14 protein-coding genes are annotated in these 17,410 nt (G+C 71.9%); 7 read left to right on the forward strand and 7 right to left on the reverse strand.

Annotated features, from left to right (window positions below):
• Positions 1 to 113 precede the first annotated feature (113 nt).
• Complete coding sequence (locus HHX30_RS04090) at positions 114 to 1,484, forward strand: condensation domain-containing protein (protein ID WP_311922068.1); 1,371 nt, start codon at positions 114 to 116, stop codon at positions 1,482 to 1,484.
• Positions 1,485 to 1,628: 144 nt separating this feature from the next.
• Positions 1,629 to 3,257, forward strand: coding sequence for an MFS transporter (locus HHX30_RS04095; RefSeq protein WP_169979426.1), 1,629 nt, complete (start codon positions 1,629 to 1,631; stop codon positions 3,255 to 3,257).
• 188 nt (positions 3,258 to 3,445) lie between these two features.
• Here HHX30_RS04095 and HHX30_RS04100 read toward each other — a convergent pair whose 3' ends face one another.
• Positions 3,446 to 3,874 carry an enediyne antibiotic chromoprotein gene (locus HHX30_RS04100; RefSeq protein WP_169979427.1) on the reverse strand — a complete coding sequence of 143 codons (429 nt, stop codon included), beginning with the start codon at positions 3,872 to 3,874 and terminating at the stop codon, positions 3,446 to 3,448.
• Positions 3,875 to 4,285: 411 nt separating this feature from the next.
• On the opposite strand from HHX30_RS04100, the gene HHX30_RS04105 reads away from it, so the two are divergent.
• Complete coding sequence (locus tag HHX30_RS04105; protein ID WP_169979428.1) at positions 4,286 to 5,608, forward strand: nucleotide disphospho-sugar-binding domain-containing protein; 1,323 nt, start codon at positions 4,286 to 4,288, stop codon at positions 5,606 to 5,608.
• Positions 5,609 to 5,658: 50 nt separating this feature from the next.
• Positions 5,659 to 7,113, forward strand: coding sequence for an extracellular solute-binding protein (locus HHX30_RS04110; RefSeq protein ID WP_169979429.1), 1,455 nt, complete (start codon positions 5,659 to 5,661; stop codon positions 7,111 to 7,113).
• A gap of 196 nt (positions 7,114 to 7,309) precedes the next feature.
• On the opposite strand, the gene HHX30_RS04115 is transcribed toward HHX30_RS04110, so the two are convergent.
• Both HHX30_RS04115 and HHX30_RS04120 read right to left on the reverse strand, forming a co-directional pair.
• Positions 7,310 to 8,842 carry a class I SAM-dependent methyltransferase gene (locus HHX30_RS04115; protein ID WP_169979430.1) on the reverse strand — a complete coding sequence of 511 codons (1,533 nt, stop codon included), beginning with the start codon at positions 8,840 to 8,842 and terminating at the stop codon, positions 7,310 to 7,312.
• On the reverse strand, positions 8,842 to 9,723 hold the full coding sequence (locus HHX30_RS04120) for a class I SAM-dependent methyltransferase (RefSeq protein ID WP_169979431.1): 882 nt from the start codon (positions 9,721 to 9,723) through the stop codon (positions 8,842 to 8,844). The genes HHX30_RS04115 and HHX30_RS04120 overlap by 1 nt, the downstream gene beginning before the upstream one ends.
• A 260-nt stretch (positions 9,724 to 9,983) precedes the next feature.
• Between HHX30_RS04120 and HHX30_RS04125 the strand changes: the two genes are divergently transcribed.
• Together HHX30_RS04125 and HHX30_RS04130 are read left to right on the forward strand one after the other, a co-directional pair.
• A complete protein-coding gene (locus HHX30_RS04125) occupies positions 9,984 to 11,366 on the forward strand; it encodes an FAD-binding oxidoreductase (RefSeq protein WP_169979433.1) in 1,383 nt (460 codons plus the stop codon).
• 92 nt (positions 11,367 to 11,458) lie between these two features.
• The gene (locus HHX30_RS04130; RefSeq protein WP_169979435.1) at positions 11,459 to 11,812 is read left to right on the forward strand and encodes a DUF1801 domain-containing protein; all 354 of its coding nucleotides are present in this window, start codon (positions 11,459 to 11,461) and stop codon (positions 11,810 to 11,812) included.
• A gap of 379 nt (positions 11,813 to 12,191) precedes the next feature.
• On the opposite strand, the gene HHX30_RS04135 is transcribed toward HHX30_RS04130, so the two are convergent.
• The 4 genes from HHX30_RS04135 to HHX30_RS04150 are packed head-to-tail and all read right to left on the reverse strand — an operon-like array spanning position 12,192 to position 15,865.
• Positions 12,192 to 13,655 (reverse strand): AMP-binding protein, encoded by a 1,464-nt coding sequence (locus tag HHX30_RS04135; RefSeq protein ID WP_211591465.1) that lies wholly within the window; start codon positions 13,653 to 13,655, stop codon positions 12,192 to 12,194.
• Complete coding sequence (locus tag HHX30_RS04140; RefSeq protein ID WP_169979437.1) at positions 13,652 to 14,326, reverse strand: flavodoxin family protein; 675 nt, start codon at positions 14,324 to 14,326, stop codon at positions 13,652 to 13,654. The genes HHX30_RS04135 and HHX30_RS04140 overlap by 4 nt, the downstream gene beginning before the upstream one ends.
• Positions 14,323 to 14,553 carry a DUF6052 family protein gene (locus tag HHX30_RS04145; protein ID WP_169979439.1) on the reverse strand — a complete coding sequence of 77 codons (231 nt, stop codon included), beginning with the start codon at positions 14,551 to 14,553 and terminating at the stop codon, positions 14,323 to 14,325. Before HHX30_RS04145 ends, HHX30_RS04140 begins: the two co-directional genes overlap by 4 nt.
• Positions 14,534 to 15,865: a phenylacetate--CoA ligase family protein gene (locus tag HHX30_RS04150; RefSeq protein ID WP_169979441.1), complete on the reverse strand. Its 1,332-nt coding sequence runs from the start codon at positions 15,863 to 15,865 to the stop codon at positions 14,534 to 14,536. The genes HHX30_RS04145 and HHX30_RS04150 overlap by 20 nt, the downstream gene beginning before the upstream one ends.
• A gap of 248 nt (positions 15,866 to 16,113) precedes the next feature.
• On the opposite strand from HHX30_RS04150, the gene HHX30_RS04155 reads away from it, so the two are divergent.
• Complete coding sequence (locus HHX30_RS04155; RefSeq protein WP_169979443.1) at positions 16,114 to 17,226, forward strand: serine hydrolase; 1,113 nt, start codon at positions 16,114 to 16,116, stop codon at positions 17,224 to 17,226.
• Positions 17,227 to 17,410: the final 184 nt, after the last annotated feature.

The raw sequence follows: 17,410 nt of genomic DNA on the forward strand, positions 1-17,410 counted from the left end.
GGCCGTATACGGCAATCCAGAATAAGCGTGCCAGGGAAACCCGCTCCTACCATCTGAGCTACCCGCGCGCGCAAACACAGGGCGAAACCGCCTGCTAGCGAAAGGCTTCTGGTGTGAGCGTCTCCGAGATCCCGAACGCGCCGAGCGAGCCGGCGAGCCGGGTGCCCCTCTCTCTCAACCAGGAATTCCTCTGCATTTTCGACGAGGGAGACGATTCCGGGCCTTTCGGCCCCCGATACAACATCTTCTACGCGAGCCGGCTGCGCGGAAAGGTCCACGTCGACACCCTGCGGGCGGCCCTGCACGACGTCGCGGAGCGCCACGAGGCCCTCCGCACGCTGATCGTCCGCGACCCCGAGGACCGCCACCAGCGGATCCTCCCGTCCGGCCCGGTGGAGCTGACGCTGCGCGACCTGTCCGGCGTCGCCCCCGCCGACCGCGACCGCCGCGCGGGCGAACTCGTCAACGAGATCGAGGCGGGCTCCTACAGCGCCCGCGAGGTGCCGCTGCTGCGGGCCGTGCTGGCCCGCTTCGACGACGAGGACGCCGTCCTCGTGCTGATCGCGCACCACACCGCGGCCGACGCGTGGTCGATGCACGTGATCATGCGCGACCTGGCCCACAGTTACGCCGCGCGGCGCGGGCGGCAGGTCGCCGCTCTCCCGGAGGCGCCGCAGTACCGCGACTACACGCTGTGGGAGCAGGAGCGCGCCTCGTCCCCCGCCCTGGACCGCGCGCGGGGGTACTGGCGCGAGAAGCTGCGGGGGGCGAGCATCCTGACGCTGCCCACCGACCACCCGCGGTCGGCCGGGCTGGCCAAGACGACCGGGTGGCACCGGTTCACGCTCGGTCCCGAGCTGAGCGCCGCGACCCGCCGGACCGCCAAGGCGCTGCGCTGCTCCACCTTCATGGTCCTGTTCGCGGCCAACAACATCCTGCTCAACCGGATCACCGGCGTGAGCGACATCGTGGTCCCGACGTTCACCACCGGGCGCACCCAGGAGCGGTTCCACACCACCGTGGGGTCGTTCTTCAACTTCGTCCCGCTGCGTACGGACCTCACCGGCTGTGACAGCTACCAGGAGGCGGTGCGGCGGACCCGCGCGACCTGCCTGGAGGCCTACTCCCACGACATCCCCTTCGCCCAGATCGCCGCCGAGGCGCCGGAGCTGATGGCCCCGGCGGCGGCCGACGACCGCGCGCTGTTCCTCTTCCAGGTCTTCCAGTCGCCCTTCGGGATGGCCGGCGAGGTGGTCGGCGACGTCGAGTACGCCGAGGTGCCGCGGCTCGTTTCACAGCCGGTGGGCGGGGACATCCCGGACGGCTCGCTGTGCGAGCTCAACCTCACCCCGTCGGGGGAGATCATCGGGACTCTGGGCTTCAACACCAACCTGTGGCGGGCCGACACGATGGCCGAGTGGATGACCGAGTTCGACAGCGTGCTGCGAGCGGTGGTCACCACTCCCGACGCCCCCCTGCGCTGAGGCTCGCCGGCGGGGCCGCGGCCCCGCCGGTAGCCGCCGCGTGTGCGGAGCCGGTGAAGAGCGACGCGCGCGCACCCCCACCCGACAATCGCTCGTCGTCGCTCCCCCGCAACGGCCCGGGCGACCAGACGGAAGGACTCCTTCATGCACGCAGGCACCGAATCCGGCCCGGCCGAGCGGGCCGGGCGCAGGGAATGGATCGGGCTGGCCGTCCTGGCCCTGCCCACGCTGCTGCTGTCGCTCGACATGAGCGTGCTGTACCTGGCGCTGCCGCACCTCAGCATCGACCTGGGGGCCGACGCGACCCAGCAGCTGTGGATCACCGACATCTACGGCTTCCTCATCGCCGGTTTCCTGGTCACGATGGGCACGCTCGGTGACCGGATCGGCCGCCGCAGGCTGCTGCTCATCGGCGCGGCCTGCTTCGCCGCCGCCTCGGCGCTCGCCGCGTACGCGTCCAGCCCGGAGATGCTGATCGCCACCAGGGCGCTGATGGGCGTCGCCGGTGCCACGCTGATGCCCTCGACCATGTCGCTGCTCGGCATCATGTTCAAGGACCCCAAGCAGATGGGGATGGCGATCGCCGTCTGGATGAGCTGCTTCATGGGCGGCATGGCGATCGGCCCGGTCGTGGGCGGGATCATGCTCACCAACTTCTGGTGGGGCTCGGTGTTCCTGCTCGGCGTGCCGGTGATGGGGCTGCTCCTGCTGGTCGGGCCGCGCCTGCTGCCCGAGTATCGGGACCCCGAGGGCGGACGGCTCGACCTCGCCAGCGTGGCGCTCTCCCTGGCCGCCATCATGCCGGTCATCTACGGCCTCAAGGAGGTGGCCAGGAACGGCTGGCAGGTGCTGCCCGTCGCCTCCGTCGTGGCCGGCCTGATCGTCGGCGCGGTCTTCGTACGGCGTCAGCGCAGCCTGGCCAGCCCGCTGCTCGACCTGCGGCTCTTCGGCAACCGCGCGTTCAGCGTCGCCCTGGTGATCATGATCGGTGGCGGCGTCATGAGCGGCACCCACCTACTGGTCAACCTGTACCTGCAGACGGTCGAGGGGCTCTCGCCGCTGCAGGCCGGAGGCTGGCTGGTCCCCTCGACGCTCGCGACGATCGCCAGCGTCATGATGGCCCCGGCCATCGCGCGGCGTGTCCGCCCCGCGTACGTCATCGCGGGCGGCCTGGTGGTCACGGCGGCCGGTTACCTGCTGATCACGCAGGTGGGCAGCGCGACGGGCGTCGCCCTGCTCGTGGCCGGTCTGATCGTCAGCTCCGTCGGCGCGGGTCCCATGGGAGCGCTGGGCACCGGCCTCGTCATCGGGTCCGCCCCGCCGGAGAAGGCGGGCTCCGCGTCGGCGATCTCCGAGACCACCGGCGAGTTCGGCATCGCGTTCGGCATCGCCGTCCTCGGCAGCGTCGGCACGGCGGTCTACCAGGGCGCGCTGTCCGGCACCATCCCGGCCGGGGTCCCGGCCGAGGCGGCGGGCACCGCCGGGGAGAGCATCGCCGGGGCCTACGCCGCCGCGCAGCAGCTGCCCGCCCCGCTCGCGACCGACCTGCTGACCACCGCCCGCGAGGCCTTCACCACGGCGCTGAACTCCACCGCCGGCGTCAGCGCCGCCATCGCGCTCGTGCTCGCCACGCTGGCCGCGGTCGCGCTGCGGCACGTTCCCGCGACCGGCGACGCGGAGCAGGACGGCACGGGTGAGGAGGGCGGCGAGCGGCTGCCCGAGCCGGAGGCGGAGGCCGTCCAGGAGCCGGCCGAGGCGGCGCGGATTTCCTGATGCCGTTTCCAAACAACCCGTCGTGAACGAGAGGCGGGAGGCGGGCCCGGGGGCGGCGCGCACGCACCCGGGCCGCGAGCCCTCCGTTTCGCGCAGGCGACGGTGAACACCGAGATTCGCCCGGAGATGGGCCTTGCCGGTTTTATTGGCATACCGGCAGGGCCCATCTTCTGGTGCGGGTGCCCGGCTCAGCGGAAGGACAGGAGCACGTCCCCGAGAGCCAGGTTCTCGTTCCCGGCGCCGATGTAGCAGCTCGTCGTACCGCAGTCCACCGTGCCCAGCGACACGCCGTCGTGCGTCACGGCCTGGTAGCTCTTGTGCACGGGCAAGGTGAACGTGGCCGCGCCGCTCGCGTTGGTGGTGAACGTGGTGGCGGTGCTCCCGTCGCACCCGAACGACGCGCCGATGTTGGCGCACTGCGCGATGCCGTACACCTCGTTCGCGCCGGCGCCGGTCACCGTGACCGTCACGGTGTCTCCGTCGTGCAGGCCGGAGGCCGGCGACACGGAGAACGTGGGCGCGGCGGCCGCCGCGGCCGTCTGGGAGGCGACGGTCAGACCGACCATCATGGCGGCGGCGACACCGAGCTTGGCGAGAACACCGGTCTTGTTCCTCATTTTCCGCATCCTTTCTTCGAGCGGTCAGTGGTGCTTGCAAGAACAAATCTGCTTGATTCGCGACCGGCAATCCAGACAAATCCGTGTCAGCATGTTGCGCGTGACTTGACACCTTTCTGTCAGCGAAGTCATTGATATTCGTCATCAAGTTGATCAAGGACTCCCGGCCGTGCTCCGCACGAGCGAAGATGCGCGTGATCAGGCGGCGATGTGACGCTGGCGGCATGCGAGGTCCCGGCCACGACCGCGGCGTGCCGCTGCTCGCGCGCGTGCCCCGGCCGAGCACCCGCGTCGCCATCGCTCGCCCCACGCCGCCGTGCCCGCCGGGCGGCCCTGAACTCGCGCGGCCGGGTGGGACGCCCCGGCGCTCCCCCGCCGCGGTCCACGTCCCTCACTGATTCAGGAGCCTCGATGAAGGTAATGCTCACGGTCTGGCCGCAGAAGTGCCACCTGTACCCGATCATTCCGTACGCCCACGCCCTGCAGACCGCGGGACACGAGGTCCGCATCGTCTGCCCTCCGGGCGCCGAGGCCGACATCGTGGCGGCGGGCCTCAGCGCGGTCGTCTGCGGCACTCCTGAGGCGACCGCGCAGGGGTGGGCCAGGCCCGACCTCGCGCCCAACCCCGGCGAGATGGACCGTCTCGCCGACGCCGTGAAGATCGGCTCCGCCGACCGCGACAGCTGGGACGTGTTCTTCCAGTTCCTGCTGTCCGCGGCGAAGTACCACCTCCCGCCGGAGCCCAGCACCGACAACGACGCCCTGGTCGCGTTCGCCCGGAGCTGGCGGCCGGACCTGGTCCTGTGGGACCCCTGGTTCCCCGGCGGAGCCGTGGCGGCACGCGCCTGCGGCGCGGCGCACGCCCGGATGCTGATGGGCCCCGACTACAGCGGCTGGGCGACCGAGAGGTTCGCCGAGCAGGCCGGCGGCGCCACCGGCTCGGGCGACGTGCTCAACCCGCTGGCCGAGGCCGTGCGCCCGTTCGCCGAGCGCTACGGCGTCGAGGTCGACGAGGAGCTGCTGCTCGGGCAGTGGACCCTCGACCCGCTGCCGCCCGAGATGCGCCTGTCCCGCGACCTCACCTCGCTGCCCGTCCGCTGGATTCCCTACAACGGCGGCGGCGTCGTGCCGGAGTGGCTGTACGGCAGGCCGGAGCGGCCCCGGATCGCCCTGTCTGTGGGCCTGTCGACCCGGACCTACCACAAGGGCGAGTGGCGGACCCCCAAGATCCTCGAGGCCGTCGCCGACCTGGACGTCGAGCTCGTCGCGACGTTGAACGCCGACCAGCTCGTCGGGCTGCCCCCGCTGCCCCCGAACGTGCGCACGGTCGACTACGTCCCGCTGACCCAGCTGCTGCCGACCTGCTCGGTGAGCATCAACCACGGGTCGAGCGGCACCTTCTGGTCCTCGGTGGCGGCGAACCTCCCGCAGATCATCACCGACACCGACGAGAGCCAGCGGCTGGAGTTCCACGAGGACGGCGGCAGCACGATCCCCGAGCGGCACATCCTCTCGCCGATCGCCACCGCGTTCGTGACCGGGCGCGGAGCGGGACTGCGCCTCGACCACCAGAAGCAGTCGGCCGAGGATGTCCGCGACCTGATCGTCAAGGCGCTGGAGGACCCGTCGATCCGGGCGGGCGCGGACGCGGTGCACGAGGAGTGGCTGGCCAAGCCGAGCCCCTCGGACATCGTCCCCGACCTGGAGAAGCTGACCGGCCAGCACCGGCGGTAGCGCCGGGCCCGCCGAAGCCACGCAAGAGCGAGCGAGCACGAGGAGATGGAATGAAGGAGCGAATCGTCCTCGACGTCTGGGTGCCGGACCTGACCTTCCCCGGGTGGATGGACCGGTGGTACGAGCAGGGCCGGGACTTCGAGAAGGCGCACCCGGAATATCAAGTGAACATCGTGGGCCAGGACTTCTGGACGTTCCCGCTGAAGGTGGCCGAGGCGGCCGCCGAGGGACGGGCCCCGATGGTCGCGGAGATCTACTTCTACATGGGCCAGGCCGCCAGGGACCTGCGCAACAGGGACGGCAGCCCGGTCTTCACCTCGGTGGAGAAGGCCGTCGGGGGACGCACGGAGATCCTCGGCGAGCCCGTCGTGATCGACGACCTGCTGCCGGCCTTCCGCGACTACTACTCCCTGGACGGCGACCTCACCTCGATGCCGTCCGGCGGCACGACCAGCCTGCTGTTCGCCAACGCGAACCTGCTGCGCGCGGCCGGCGTCTCCGAGCTGCCGCAGACGTGGGTGGAGGTCGAGGCCGTCTGCGACGAGATCGCCAAGCTCCGCAACGGTCCCGCGCACGCCATCACCTGGTCGAACCACGGCACGTTCTTCCAGCAGGCGCTCGCCTCCCAGGGCGGGCTGCTGGTGGACAACGACAACGGCCGCTCCGGCCGGGCCACCACGGCCTACCTGGCCTCCGACGAGATGCTCGCCTGGGTCGAGTGGTGGCGGGGGCTGCACCGCAGGGGCCACTACCTCTACACCGGCAAGATCCCCGACTGGGCGGGCACGTTCAGGGCCTTCGCCGACCAGGACGTCGCGATCAGGTTCACCTCGTCCAACGACGTCAACTACATGGTCCAGGCGGCCGAGCAGAGCGGGTTCCCCATCGAGATCGGCATCTTCCCCTACAACGAGAAGGTCCCGTACGTCGGCAACGCGGTGGCGGGGACCTCGCTGTGGCTGGCGAACGGCCTGGACGAGGCCACCCAGGACGGCGCGCTGGCCCTGATCCAGTTCCTGCACAACCCGCGCAACGCGGCCGACCGGCACAAGTTCAGCAGCTTCATCCCGATCACCCGCGCCTCCTACGACCTGCTGGAGGAGGAGGGCTGGTTCGACCAGCACCCCTACCACCGCCTGGCCTACGAGCACGTCAGCCGCTTCCCGAGCGGGGCGACCGTCGACCCCGCCCTGGCCGGCGGCGTGCCGCTCTCCCAGGGCGCGCTGTTCGGCGACTTCGCCGGCAACCAGGACGTCATGACGCGCGCCATGGGCGACGTGCTGGCCCACGGCGCCGACCCGCTGGTCCGCTTCACCGAGGCCACCATGGAGGCCCAGCGGCTGCTGGACGAGTACAACGAGTACGCGCTGCGCACCGGGTTCCGCGACCCGGCCGGCACCCCCGGCCACAGCCTCGCCGTGGAGTCCTTCAGCGAGGCCTCGGCCGGCCGGGACTACTCGGCCGCCGACCTGGAGAAGGTCGTACGGCTCAAGCTCGCCCGCTGAGCCCCCGCCGCACCCAGGGCCGCCGTCCCCCACCGGGGGCGGCGGCCTTCTCCTGTGCGCGCCCCGGGAGAGGCACGCCCCCCACGGACGGCGGAAGGGCCGGCCCGGATGCCCGGACCGGCCCTGACGTACGCCCGCTCAGCCGCGCGGGTGTGCTCTCAGCCGTGTGTTCTCAGCTGTGCTCTCAGCTGTGCTCTCAGCTGGGACGCTCGGCCGTGATGATGACGAAGGTGCCGGGGCCCCGCTCGTCCCGGATCGTCAGCCCCGCCGCGGCCAGCCACGCCTTGATGTCGTCGAGGTCGAACAGCTCCAGCCCGCCCTGGTGCCCCGGGAAGAAGTGGCGGGACTGGAAGTAGCGGGCGATCGGGTCGGAGGGCGTGCGGAACGTCAGGAACGTGAACGTGCCGCCGGGACGCAGGCAGCGGCCCACGTCCGCGATCGCCTCGGCCGCGTCCTCGGGGAACGCCTGCAGGGCGTTCCAGCACATCACCGCGCCGAGCGTCGCGTCGCCGAACGGCAGGCTGCGGGCGTTCGCCATCACGGCCGGCACCTGCGGCAGCCTCCTGCGCAGCGCGGTCAGCATCGGCGGGTACATGTCCAGCGCGATGAGCCGGTCGGCGCCCACCGCGTTCATCAGGGTCTCCGTCCACCGGCCCGCGCCGGCGGCCAGGTCGAGCACCGGCCCGTCCACCGGGCGCACGTGCTCGGCGATGTAGGCGTCCTCGTCGGCGGGCGTCACCGCGGCGCCCCAGTTGGAGCCGGCCAGCCGCAGGAAGTTCGGCCGCGCGTAGGCCTCGTAGAAGTGGCCCATGCTCGGCACCTCGGCCAGCTTGTAGAGGAAGTCGCCGGCGTTGCGCTCGGCGTCCTCGGTGAGGTTGAGGATGCCGCTCGCGATCGGGTACGCCGCCGAGCAGTCGGCGCACCGCACCTCGTCGCCCTCGAAGTTCAGCGCGCCCCGGCAGTGCGGGCAGCGGAACGCGGCGGCGTGCCGTGCGAACAGCTCCGCACCGGCCTCCGGCGGGGGCGGGAGGGTGTCGCGGGGCGGCACGGTCCCGACCTCCACGGGCGTGGGCGCGCCGTTCCCGGCCGCCCAGTACGCCATGGCGCCGAGGTTGCCCAGCACGCTCTGCGTGTCCTTGTCCCAGTTCAGCCGGATCTGCTCGGGCGGCATCCGCTTGATCCAGGAGTTGTCGAAGTCCCGCTCGGCCTCGTCCATCAGCGCCCACACGGCGGGCGAGGGGAAGACCCGCCCCAGCACCGGGTTGTCCGGGTCCAGCCGCTGCAGGGCGCGGTCGAGCTTGGACAGGTCGTACACGTCCAGCCCCCGGCCCTCGGCCGCGGCCAGGACGCGGTCCCGGTCCTCGGGGAAGTGCCCGAGCAGGTAGGCCAGCGCCAGCGACAGCGGCTGCCCGTTCGCGCTGCCGGCCCACAGCTCCAGGTAGAGGTCGAGGCCCTGCCTTACGGCCGCGGCCACCTCGCCGCCCGTGGGGTCGCCGGCCTCCGCCAGCATGCCGAGCAGGACGGCGAGGTGGGCCCCGCCGTCGTCGCCGATCCGCTCCAGCGTCTCCACCAGCAGGGGCACCGCGGGCAGGGCGAGGTCCGTCAGGGCGCCGTCGTGCCACAGCGCGTCCACCAGGCGCCGGAACTCCTCGTCCCGGCGCTCCGGCGGCGCGTCGGCGAACGCGTGCAGGAGATCGGCGACGGCCGGCTGCACAAGGGATGTGGTCATTAGCGCGTCCTTTCGCGGGGGAACTCGCGGGGGGATTGGTCGTTCCGGGGCTTGCGCGCGGAGACGATGACGTAGCCGATCTGGTCCGGCCGGGGGGCGAAGAAGCCCAGATGGCGCTGCGAGAACCGGGTCACGGCCTCCTCGCCGAACCTCCCGGCCACCTCGTCCCGCCGGGCCATCGCGGCCTTGATGTACTTCGACTTCCTGCCGAACACGCGCGGGCCGCACTGGGTGTGCTCCTCCACCGCGAACCCGGCGGCGCGCACGCGGTCGAGCCAGCCCTGCGTGGTGGGCAGCTCGCGCAGCTTGAGGGTGTCCATGAACTTCGCCACCCGTGCGGGCTCGGCCGGCGACTCCAGGCTGAAGTCAGAGAGCGTGAGGCGTCCGCCCGGCCGCAGCACCCGGTGCAGCTCCCCGAGCACGACGTCGAGGTCGGCCGCGTTCTGCAGCGACTCCAGGGCCAGCACGGCGTCGAAGGAGGCGTCCGGGTAGGGCAGGGCCGCGTAGTCGCCGTACTCGACGCTCACCAGGTCGCCGACGCCGGCGGCGCTCACGCGCTCCCTGGCGGTGTCGATCTCGAAGCGGCTCACCGTGACACCGGTGACCCGGACGCCGTAGGTCCGGGCGAGGAAGACGGCCGTCGCGCCCGGCCCGCATCCCGCGTCCAGCAGGTGCTCACCCGGCCGCAGGCCCAGGGTGTCGGTCACCTTGCGGCCGAGACGGTGGATCGCCTCCGCCAGCGGGGTGTCGTCCTCGTCGTCGTACCAGTACCACATGTGGATCTGGCCGTCGCGCAGCACGTCGCCGATGGGCGAGCGCTCGTCGTAGTGCCTGCCGATCTCTGCCGTATCGACGGCTTCGGAACCCACTTCGAAAGCCATGGAGATGTCGCTCCCATCGTGCCGCCCTCATCTGGGCGGACGGGTTCGGACGACTGCCGGGACACAACGCGTCGACGCCATCGTCCGTGGCGGGCGGCGCGGTCACATCTCCCAGAGTGCGGGGGCGCACGGGCCCGGCGGCGGGGCCGCGCATTGCGCACGCTGGGAGACGCGGCGCGCGCGACCGGCGTGCGAGCCTGGGAAACGGCCGAACGCCAGGACACCGGCCTGGCACCGCTGAGCTGGAGGGCACGCCAGTCATGACGATGGTCGGCGAGCAGGGCGTGAGCATCGCGCTGCCGGGAGAGGCGGCCTTCGACGCCGCCACGCAGATCTTCAACCTCGCCGGGCGGGTGCGGCCGGTGGCCGCGACGACCGCCCGCACGGTCGACGAGGTCCGGACCGCCATCCGGTACGCCAGAGCGCGGCGGCTGCCGGTGCGCGTCCACACGACGGGACACGGCGCCCCCGCGGGCCGTCCCGTGCAGGACGCGCTGCTGATCCGCACCGAGCTGGGGGGCGGCGTCGAGGTCGACTCCCACCGCCGGGTGGCGCGCGTCCCCGCTGGCACGCGCTGGGCCGCGGTGGTCGAGGCCGCCGCCGCCCACGGGCTGGCCGCGCCGCACGGCTCGGCCCCGACCGTCGGCGTGGTCGGCTATCTGCTGCGCGGCGGGCTGAGCTTCTACGGCCGGCTGCACGGGCTCGCCGCCAACAGCGTGCGCGCGGTCGAACTGGTCACGGCCGACGGCGAACTGCGCCGCGCTGACGCGGCGTCCGACCCCGAGCTGCTGTGGGCGCTGCGCGGCGGCGGGGGCGGTTTCGGCGTCGTCACCGCGATCGAGATCGACCTGTTCCCGGCGACCCGGGTGATCACCGGGGCGTCCTTCTGGCCCGCCGCGCACGCGCCCCGGCTGCTGGCCGAGTGGCGGCGGTGGACGCTTGACGCCCCCTGGGAGGTGACGACGTCGCTGCGGGTGATGAACCTGCCGGCGCTGCCGGAGATCCCGCCCGCGCTGAGCGCCGGCCCCGTGGTGAGCGTGGACGGCGCCGTGCTCGGCACCGCGGGCGACGACCTGACCGTCGCGCGGCGGCAGGCGGAGAACCTGCTCGCCCCGCTGCGCGCCATCGCCGAGCCGGTCATGGACACCTGGGGGGAGACCGTCCCGGCCGCCGTGCTGGAGGCGCACATGGAGCCCGACGACCCCATCGCCATCGCCGGCGACCACATGCTGCTGCGTGAGATCGGCGACGAGGGCGCCGCCGAGTTCCTCCGGCTGCTCGGGGAGGGGTCCGGCTCGCCGCTGGTGACGGCCGGGCTGCGGCAGCTCGGCGGCGCGTACGCGGTGCCGGACCCGACGGGCGGCGCGCTCAACCACCTCGACGCGGCGTACGCGTACTCCGGCGCGGGCGTCGTCGAGGACGCCGCGAGCCTGGCGGCCATAGAGGAGCACTGCGCGGCCGTGCGCGCCGCGCTGAGCCCGTGGGACACCGGACGGACCGCGCCCTCGTTCGTGGAGAACGTCGAGCAGCCGCAGGGCCACCTCGGCCCCGAGCGGATCGCCGCGGCCGACCGGGTGCGCGAGCGCGTCGACCCGGACGGGCTGTTCCGCGGCGACATCACCCCGAATGCCTCCCGTCTGTAAAACGCGCACCGCGCGCGGGACGGGATTGCGAAGATGACCATGGCGCCGAGGTCCGACGCCCGGCGCGGACGATTCCGAAGGAGGTCCCCCGGATGGGCAACCCGGACGTGGACGAGTACATGAAGACCAGGCTCACGCCCGAGCAGCAGGAGATCGTCACAGCTCTGCGCGAGCTGATGGCCGAGTGCGCGCCGGACGCGGCGGAGGTCATCAAGTTCGGCTCCCCGGCCTGGCAGCAGAAGAAGATCCTGGCGATCATCAGCAGCAGCAAGACCCACATCACCTTCGCCTTCGAGCGGGGCGCGGAGTTCGAGGACGCGCACGGCCTGCTGGCGGGCGTGGGAAAGCAGACGCGGCACGTCAAGATCAAGAAGCCCGACCAGATCAACCACGAGGCGCTGCGCGACTACGTCGCCCAGGCGATCAGGATCGACTCGGCGAACTAGGTCGTGTCTGACAAATCATGGCCCTGCTGCGCGTGGCCCAGGCGGCGCCTCGCTGCGTTCTCGTCGTCGCCCATAGCTCCGCTATGGGCTCCTCCTCGGCCTTGCGATGCATCCACCTGGATCCACGCTCGCGACGGGCAGCATTTGTCAGACACTCCCTAGCCCTTCCCCGGCGACGTCCGCACGCGCCGCCCGGTCACGCCTCCCGCGCGGCCGGGCGGCGTTCCGTGTTCGTGAGAAACGTCCGGGAGAGACGTCGTGCGCGATGTCCACGCGAAATGTCCACGCGCGATGTCCGCGAGGACAGGCAGTGGACGGGCGGTGGACGGGCAGGAGCCCGGCCGGCGTGCGGGCGGCACGCCGGCCGGGCGGCCCCTTCTCAGGTCGTGATCGCGTAGCGGTGCGCGACCTCGCGGGCGACCAGCGCCGCGGGGTCCGGCGCCGACCTGTTGTCCAGGATCCTGGCGGCCTTCCAGCTCACGAACGCCCCGGTGTTGGTCACCGGGTCGAGCTCGGCCTCGACGGTGATGTCCGCGTCCACCCCGGCGAGCCGGCGCAGCCGGGCGGCCACGCCCGCGCCGATGTCGCGCGGGTCACCGCCGATCTCGGGCAGGAGGTCCATGCGCACGGTCACCCTGTCGCCGCCCCCGCCGTCGTCGTCGATGACGATCTGGTAGCCGAGGCAGCCGCGCACGCCGGTGAGCACGGCGGTCTCCAGCTCGGCCGGCTGGAGCACCGCGGCGCCCAGGTGGATCCGGTCGGCGGCGCGGCCGATGACCTCGACGACCGGCCCCGGCAGCGGCGCGCCGTCCGGCGCCGGGGTGATCCGCACGAGGTCGCCGGTGCGGTAGCGGATCAGCGGCTTGATGCCGTCGACCAGCATCGTCAGCACCAGCTCCCCCACACCCTCGTCGCCGAGGACGTCGCCGGTGTCGGGGTCGACGAGCTCCACCAGGTAGTTCAGCTTGGACAGGTGCAGATCGCCGCTGATCGCGCCGGTCGCGATGCACAGCGCCTCCTGCGAGCCGTACAACGCGGGGCGGACGATCGCCTCCGGCCAGAGCGAGGAGACGTTGGCGGCGAAGGCCGGGGTGCAGACCTCGCCCAGCACCAGGAACAGGGAGACGGGCAGCCGGGCCGGGTCGTAGCCGTAGTGCAGGGCCGCCTTCGCCAGGCTGAGGCACATCGCCGGCGCGCAGACCAGGACCTCGATCCCCAGCTCCTCGATCAGGCGCAGCGCCTTGCGGAACCCGACCCGCGGCGACTCCGGCCAGATCTTCACGTGGCACGCGCCGAGGGCGGCCGTGACCGCCGTGAACACGTCGCCGAACGCGTACAGCTCGGAGGGGCCCATCAGCCCGACCACCGGTCTCCGGTCGCCGAAGCGGGCCTCGAACAATCGCCGCCAGGACTCCTCGACCGCCGAGTTGCTGGTCAGGATGTCCTTCGCCCCGCGGGGGCACGGCGTCGACGCGCCGGTCGTGCCCGTCGTCTCGTAGAAGATGGCCGCCTCCGCCGGGCTGCCCGACAGCACGTCGTACATCTCGCGGCGCAGGTCGTCCTTGGTGGTGAAGGGCAGGGTGGACAGGGTGCGCGGGGTGACCCGCTCGACGTCCACTCCGGCCAGGTGGCGGCGGTAGAACGGCGAGCGGGACGTCACGTGCCGCAGCACCGCCGTCAGCCGCTCGCCGTACCAGCGATCCCAGTCCGCCTCCGTCATGCGGCCGTCGTGGAAGGCGCGCAGCGTGCGCCGGTACTCCTGCCAGAACTCGCGCAGCGCGGGCGGGCCGGCCGGCTCGGCCGCGACGGCGTTCACCACCGGCCGGGCCGCGACGGCACTCACATCCGCTCCCGCGCGGCGTCCCAGGTCAGGCCGTCGCGCTCGCTGCGCTCCCGCAGCGGGAGGATCTCCTCCCTGCCGGTCAGCTCGCGGTACTCGTCCAGCAGCTCGATCATGTCGATCATGCGGTCCACCAGCCGGGTCACGTTGATCATGCCCTCCTCGTCGTACGCGGCGTCGCCCTTGTGCAGGGCGTGCACGGTGGCGGGGAACCCGCTGCCGACCACGATCATCCGGTTGAGCAGCGCGTTGGCGGTGAGCTGCGCCCACACCTCTCCCGCGCTGTAGCGGCGCGCGAGCGCGATCACGCCGGCCACCTTGTTGCGCAGGGGCCGGTCGAAGCGCAGGTAGCCGACCCCGGCACGTTCCAGGAACGTCTGCATCAGGCTGCAGGTGCCGAAGCCGTGGACGGGGGCGGCGTAGATGATGCCGTCCGCGGCGCTCATCTTGTCCACCACGCCCGCGACGTCGTCGGTCTGCACGCAGCGGACCACGCGGTCGTTGCAGTCGCCGCACGGCCCGCAGGCCACCATCCGGATGTTCCGCAGGTCGACGGCCTCGAGGTCGACGCCGCGCTTGGCGGCGACCTCCGCCGCGTGCAGCAGGACGTCCACCGTGTTGCCGTCGCGCTCGGAGCCGTTGATGGCGACGATCCGCTTCCGCCGCCCGGTCACGACGCCTCCCGCAACGGGATCTCCCGCTCGCCGCTCCACCGGTGCGAGTAGAACTCGAAGTCGAGGGCCTGCCCGTCGAGCGCCGCGTGCAGCTCCGCCACGGCCACCCGCGCGGCGGCGGCGACGGACGGGACGTCGCACGAATCGGCCAGCTCGTGAAGGGTCGCGTAGCACTCGCGGAGCTGCCGCTCCTGCTTGGGGGACAGCTCACCTGGAGCGTTCATCATGGAACCTCGCCGCTTTCAGTTCGAATCGGGGCAGGCTGCCCGGCTCGGCCGTCTCGACCTCCGGGCGGATGCCGATCTCCTCTTTCACCGCCCTGCTGATGCGCGCGCACAGGTCCGGCGCGTCCAGGCCGGCGAGGTCGTGCGGTTCCACCCGCACGACGATCGTGTCGAGCCCGCGGACGGTACGCAGGATCACCTGGTGCTCGCTCACCTCGGGGAAGCCCCGCAGCACGTCCTCGATCATCACCGGCGTGACGGAGACGCCGCGGATCTTCCGCATGTCGTCGCGCCGCCCGAGGATGCCGCCGTCGAACCAGTCCCAGGTGCGCCCGCAGCCGCACTCGTGCCAGGGCCGCTTCACCACCAGGTCGTCGGTCCAGTGGCGGAACAGCTGCACGCCCTCACGGCCGAGGCCGGTCGTCACCCGGACGCCCTCCTCGCCGTACCCCACGGGCTGCAGGGTCTCGGGGTGCAGCACCTCCTCGATGAGCCCGGACTCGATGATGTGGCAGCCGCCGTTCTGCCAGGGGCACTCGAACATCGACACCGTGCCGAACTCGGTGGTGCCCGCGGCGTTGAACACCCGGGCCCCGAACGCCTCGGATATCGTCCGCGTGGTCGACTCGGGCCGCGGCTCGCCGCCCGCCATGATGATCCGCACGTTGGCGTCCCTGGCGAGGTCGACACCCATCTCGCGGGCCGTCTCGATCAGCCGCATGGCGTAGCTGGGCGTGCAGCCGAGCACCTCGATCTGCTGGTCCACCAGCAGCCGGACGCGTGCCTTCGAGTCGAGCCCGCCCGAGGGGGCGACCCGGCAGCCCATTCTTTCGAGCCCGTAGTGCATGCCCCAGAAGCCGATGAACAGGCCGTAGCCGAAGGCGACCATCCCCCGGTGCCCGGGGCGCACTCCCATGCCGTACAGCACGGTGCACCACAGGTCCACGCCCCAGGTCCAGTCGCGCAGGGTGTCGAACGTGCGCACCGGCGGGCTACCGCTCGTGCCGCTGGTCTGGTGGTGCCGGATTCCGAGCGTGGGATCGGTCGACGGCCAGGCGCCGTACGGCGGAGCCGCCTCCTCCGCGGCGATCAGCTCCGACTTGTGCAGCAACGGGACGGTCGCGAAGTACTCCTCCAGTGAGCCGATCCGCTCGGGCAGCCGTTCCCGCCAGAACGGCGAGTTGCTCCTGGCGTAGTCCAGGGCCTTGGACAGCTTGCGCCACTGCCACTGCTCCAGTTCCCGGCGCGGCATGGTCTCCGTCTTGCGGTTCCAGTACTCGGCGGTCTCCGGGCGGGCCGGTCCGAGCGATGCCATCAAGCCTCCCCTACGACCTCGTCGACAACCGGCTGCGGTGACGGCGCGACAGGCGCCGGCGCGGCACCACGAAACTTGTCGATAAATCCCTGATTACCGTGACATCGTGATCGGGCGGCACTCCACGACGCATCTCTGAAATTGCGGGGAAAACTTCTTTCAGATTGCGCTGTCCTGACAACGCGTTGTCGGACGGCCACCGCGGGCGAGAAAATACGACGGAATGGCCGACGACAAGGGATAAGGACATGAGCGAACTCCAGCGGAAAGTTCAGGAAACCATTGACCAGCTGGTCGAGTCAGGGGCCGAGACCGGTCTGCAGGTCGCGGTCTACCAGGACGGCCGTCAGGTGGTGGACGCCGTGGCCGGCGTCGACGCCGCGACCGGAAGCCCGATCACGTCGGACACCCTGATCTACAGCAGCTCCGCCGGCAAGGCTCTGACCTCGGCCGTGGTGCACGTGCTCGTCGAGCGGGGCGTCTTCGGCTACGACACGCCCATCGCGGAGGTGTGGCCGGAGTTCGCCGCCAAGGGCAAGGACAAGGCGACCATCCGGCACGCCCTGACCCACACCCTCGGCACCCCCGGCGTCCCCGCCGACACCACCCCGGACGACCTGGTCGACTGGGACAAGATGGTCACGGCCCTCGCCGACGCCGAGCCGTGGTGGGAGCCGGGCACCAAGACCGGCTACCACGCCCAGACCTTCGGCTGGCTGCTCGGCGAGACCGTGCGCCGCGCGACCGGCAGGCCGATCTCCCAGGTCCTCAAGGAGGAGGTGGCCACCCCGCTGGGCGTGGCCGACGAGCTGTTCCTCGGCGTGCCGGCCTCCCACCTGGACAAGGTGGCCCCGCTCGTCCAGGTGGGCGACCCGGTCGACCTCGACCAGCTGGAGCAGTGGATGCCCACCTACTTCAAGGCCGTCCCCAAGGCGGTGCAGCTCAGCGTCGAGATGTGCAACCGGCGCGACTACCTCGCCGCCGACATCCCGGCCGGCGGCACCTTCAGCGCCCGGGCGATCGCGAAGCTGTACGCCGCGCTGCTCGGCGAGGTGGACGGCGTCCGCCTGATCTCGCCCGAGCGGCTGCGTGAGGTCTCGGCCGTCGCGGTCGACGGCGTCGACGAGATCTTCGGCCACCCCACCCAGTACGCGCTGGGCTTCGGCCTGGGCCGCCCGGTGGAGAACGGCCCGGACGCGTCGAGCGTGCTCGGCTGGCCCGGCGCGGGCGGCAGCCACGCCGACATGGACCTGTCCAGCGGGACCACGCTCGCGCTGACCAAGACCCGGTTCAGCCCCGGCGACTACTCCGCCGTCGCCGCGGTCTCCGACGTCATCACCAAGGCCGGCGCCAGCGTGTGACAGACGCCGTGTGACCGACGCCGGGATCCTTCCGTCAGGGCTCCCTTTCCGCCGTACCGCGCCAGGCGCGGCGGAGAGGGAGCTCTTGCCGTTACGGGAGAGCGCACGGAGCACTGCGGGAGATGCGGCACGGCGGGCCCCCGGCCGACGATGGCGGGGTGAGGACAGGTCCTCACGCGGCCCG

It is taken from the genome of Microbispora sp. H10836 (genome assembly GCF_012999525.1).
GTDB lineage: Bacteria > Actinomycetota > Actinomycetes > Streptosporangiales > Streptosporangiaceae > Microbispora.

Excerpts from the sequence above, each read along its gene's own strand:
- HHX30_RS04095 (WP_169979426.1), top strand. The coding sequence starts at position 1,629 with ATGCACGCAGGCACCGAATCCGGCCCGGCCGAGCGGGCCGGGCGCAGG.
- HHX30_RS04100 (WP_169979427.1), bottom strand. The coding sequence starts at position 3,874 with ATGAGGAACAAGACCGGTGTTCTCGCCAAGCTCGGTGTCGCCGCCGCC.
- HHX30_RS04105 (WP_169979428.1), top strand. The coding sequence starts at position 4,286 with ATGAAGGTAATGCTCACGGTCTGGCCGCAGAAGTGCCACCTGTACCCG.
- HHX30_RS04110 (WP_169979429.1), top strand. The coding sequence starts at position 5,659 with ATGAAGGAGCGAATCGTCCTCGACGTCTGGGTGCCGGACCTGACCTTC.
- HHX30_RS04115 (WP_169979430.1), bottom strand. The coding sequence starts at position 8,842 with ATGACCACATCCCTTGTGCAGCCGGCCGTCGCCGATCTCCTGCACGCG.
- HHX30_RS04120 (WP_169979431.1), bottom strand. The coding sequence starts at position 9,723 with ATGGCTTTCGAAGTGGGTTCCGAAGCCGTCGATACGGCAGAGATCGGC.
- HHX30_RS04125 (WP_169979433.1), top strand. The coding sequence starts at position 9,984 with ATGACGATGGTCGGCGAGCAGGGCGTGAGCATCGCGCTGCCGGGAGAG.
- HHX30_RS04130 (WP_169979435.1), top strand. The coding sequence starts at position 11,459 with ATGGGCAACCCGGACGTGGACGAGTACATGAAGACCAGGCTCACGCCC.
- HHX30_RS04145 (WP_169979439.1), bottom strand. The coding sequence starts at position 14,553 with ATGATGAACGCTCCAGGTGAGCTGTCCCCCAAGCAGGAGCGGCAGCTC.
- HHX30_RS04150 (WP_169979441.1), bottom strand. The coding sequence starts at position 15,865 with ATGGCATCGCTCGGACCGGCCCGCCCGGAGACCGCCGAGTACTGGAAC.
- HHX30_RS04155 (WP_169979443.1), top strand. The coding sequence starts at position 16,114 with ATGAGCGAACTCCAGCGGAAAGTTCAGGAAACCATTGACCAGCTGGTC.